General features: G+C 71.6%; 1 protein-coding gene and 1 pseudogene. Both read right to left on the reverse strand.

The window, feature by feature from the left end:
* The coding region (locus OEY_RS0106995; RefSeq protein ID WP_010593177.1) for a serine/threonine-protein kinase at nucleotides 1-2,911 on the reverse strand (2,911 nt) is incomplete at its 3' end.
* 110 nt (nucleotides 2,912-3,021) lie between these two features.
* Nucleotides 3,022-3,351, reverse strand: a pseudogene (locus OEY_RS0107000) (PLP-dependent aminotransferase family protein); the annotation flags it as partial.

Here is a 3,351-nt window from a genome sequence, read left to right on the forward strand (position 1 = left end):
GCGACACCACCGCGTCGCGGTCGCCGCGCACGGCCTTGAGCCGCGCACCGACGACGTACCGCGAGATCTTGAAGTCCACGACCCCGCCCTCGGACCCGAGGGCGTAGCCGTCGTCGAGCAGCCGTTCGGCCTCGTCGAGTTCGCCTCGTTCGTAGAGCAGCTCGCCGAGGATCGACCCGGCCAGCATCGCCGCCGACGAGTGCCGGCCGGCGCCCCGGCGCGCCGCCCGCAGACCCGCCCGGAAGTGCTCCTCGGCGCCGGCGACGTCGAGCTGTTCGATCGCCGCGAGGCCCAGCAGGGCACGGCCGTGCATGAGGTTGTAGGGCCCCTCGTTGAGGTCGTGATACGGCTGGGCCAGCTGTTGCAGCCGAACCACCTCGTCGTAGTCCGCGCGGTAGACCGCAGCGAACGTGGCGACGTTGAGCCCGGACGCGATCACCAGCGGCGGCAGCGTGTCGGCCCGGGCCAGGCAGTGCTCGACGAGATCGTCGGCGCGTTCCATGCGGTCGCACCGCAGGTCGACGACGCCGCGCACGACCTCCACCTCGACGGCGATGTCGGCCGCCTCCTCGGCGTCCGTGCCGGAGTCCGCGACCGCCGCCTCGACCACCTCGAGCGCGCGCAGCGCCGGTGCCGAGCGGTGCAGCAGGATGTTGGCCCATGCGATGGACAGTTGCAGGTGGATCCGGCCCGAGGCGGCCCGGCGCGGCAGCTTGGCGACGAGGCCGAGCAGGGTGGTCGCATGGCCGTGTTCGAGCAGCCGGCGCCCGTTCTCCTCGACGAGATCCGTCGCGCGGTCCTCGTCCCCCGCGGCGAGGGCATGGTCGACGGCCTCACCGACCATGGCATGGCTCTCGAACCATTCGGACGCGGTCCGGTGCAGGGCCGGGATGCGTTCGGGGTGTTCGCGTTCGAGCCGTTGCCGGAGGAATTCGGCGAACAGCGGCTGATACCGGAACCAGCGGCCGTCCTCGTCGATCCGGTGCAGGAACAGATCCCGCTCCTCGATGCTCTCGAGGAGCGCCTGGCCACGTTCGTGCCCGGTGAGGGCGGTGGCGAGGCTGCCGCAGATGCGTTCGGTGATCGAGGAGGCGAGCAGGAACTCGACGTCGGCCGGGGGCAGGGAGGCGAGCACGTTCTCGGCGAGGAACTCGCCGATCGCCCGGTGCCGGCCGGACAGATGTGAGATCAGCTCCTCCGGGTCGTCGCGCCCGCGCAGCGACATCGCCGCGAGCTGCAGGGCCGCCGCCCACCCGTCGGTCGCGGCGGTCAGGTCGGCGACCTCGTCGTCGTCGAGGTCGAGGCCGGCGAGGTCGACGAGGAACACGCGGGCCTCGTCCACGTCGAAACGCAGTTGCTCGTAGTCGATCTCGACGAGTTCGTCGCGCACCCGCATCCGGCTGGTGGGCAGGCCCGAGCGGGTACGCCCGACGACGACGAGTTGCAGATGGTGGCAGGCGTTGTCCAGCAGGAACGCCATCGCGGCGACCGTCGCGGGATCCGTCACCCGATGCCAGTCGTCGATGATGACGACGAGTCGTTCACCGGCCTCGTGGATTTCGTCGACGAGCGAGGTGAGCACGTAGCGTTCCGCCTCGTCCCCGTGTTCGTCGAGCACCTGGCCGAGTTCGCGTGCGAGCGACGGCCGGACCTGCCGGATGGATTCGACGAGATGCGTCAGGAACCACACCACGTTGTTGTCGTCGTGGTCGACGTTGAGCCAGGCGACGGGCACGTCCTTCCCGGTGAGCACGTAGCGCCACTGCAGGGCCAGCATGGTCTTGCCGAATCCCGGTGGCGAGTGGATGGCGGTCAGTTTCCGTCGCTGGTCCGCGTCGAGGATCGACAGCAGGCGCCGGCGCGGCACCAGCCGGCGCGGCGTCGACGGCGGCCGGAACCGCGTGGCCGGAGCCGGCGGGGTGGTCGCGCGCACACCGGACCGGTAGGTGCCCCGTCGCTCCGCCACGGACGGCGACGGAGGGTGACCGGACTCCGAACCCGGCTCGAGTTCCCCGGCTACGGGCAGTTCGTCGACCGGCAGCCCCTCGTCCGCCTGCACCTCGCGCAGCATCTCCCCGAACTCGGCGGCGCTCGCGGGCCGGGTCTGCGGGTCCACCGACATGGCACGTTCGATCGCCGACGAGAGCGCATCCGGGATCCCCCGCTCCCGCAGGTCCGGAACGGGCTGGGTGGTCACCCGGACGAACTGCGCCACGACCCGCTCGCCGCTGCGCCGTTCGAACGCCGCGTGTCCGGTGAGCACGCAGAACAGCGTGGCGCCGAGACTGTAGACGTCCGAGGCCGGTGTGGGCGCACGTCCGCTGAGCACCTCGGGGGCGGTGAAGGCCGGCGACCCGGTCACCTCGCCCGTCGCCGTCTCGAAGCCGCCGCTCACGCGTGCGATGCCGAAATCCGTGAGCTGCGGCTCGCCGAACTCGGTGAGCAGGATGTTGCCCGGCTTGATGTCGCGGTGCAGGATGCCGGCGCGGTGGCCCGTTTCGAGGGCGCCGGCCAGCTTGATGCCGATGCGCAGCACCTCCGGCCACGGCACGGGGCCGGTACTGCGCAGTTGCGCGTCGAGCGAATCGCGCGAGTGGTACTGCATCACGAGGTACGGGCGTCCCGTTCGGGTGGTGCCGACCTGCATGACGTTGACGATGTTCGGGTGCCCGGACAGCCGGCCCATCGCGCGCTGCTCCCGCAGGAAGCGTTCGAGATTGTCGGGGTCCATGTGGGAGGTGAGGACCTTCACCGCGACCGGACGGTCGAGTGCGGTCTCGTAGCAGCGGTAGACGACCCCGAAACCGCCGCGCCCGATCTCACGCGCGTCGTCGAATCCGGCGTCGGCCAGCTCGGCGGCGAGGTCGACCCCGACGTCGCGTTGCGTCGCGTACGGATCGTGTTCGGCCACAGTAACTCTCGCATCCGTCCGATATGGCGACTCCCAGGCGGCCACCCGTTCGTACCCCTCGAGCATAACGCCGCGGGCCCGTTCCCGGTCGGGGTCCGGCCACCCCCGAATCAGACCACGAGGTGTGGTTCGACGAGGTCCCGGCCGCGGGCCAGCGCGTCGTACGCCGAGGCCACGGACGCGACCGCCCGGCGCACCTCGTCGGCCTCGCGCGCATAGGGCAGCCGCAGGAACCGTTCGAACGCGCCTTCCACCCCGAAGCGGGGTCCCGCGGCGAGGACCACACCGTGAGTGGGGGCGGTCGCCGCGAGCGCGGTCGACACCGGCGTGGGCATCCGCACCCACAGCGACATCCCGCCCGGTCCGACCGTGTACGTCCAGTCGGGCAGGAACTCGTCGAGCGCGCCGAGCATCGCCGCCCGCCGGCGGGGGCGCCGGGC

This window comes from Rhodococcus sp. P14 (assembly GCF_000256505.1).
GTDB lineage: Bacteria > Actinomycetota > Actinomycetes > Mycobacteriales > Mycobacteriaceae > Rhodococcus > Rhodococcus ruber.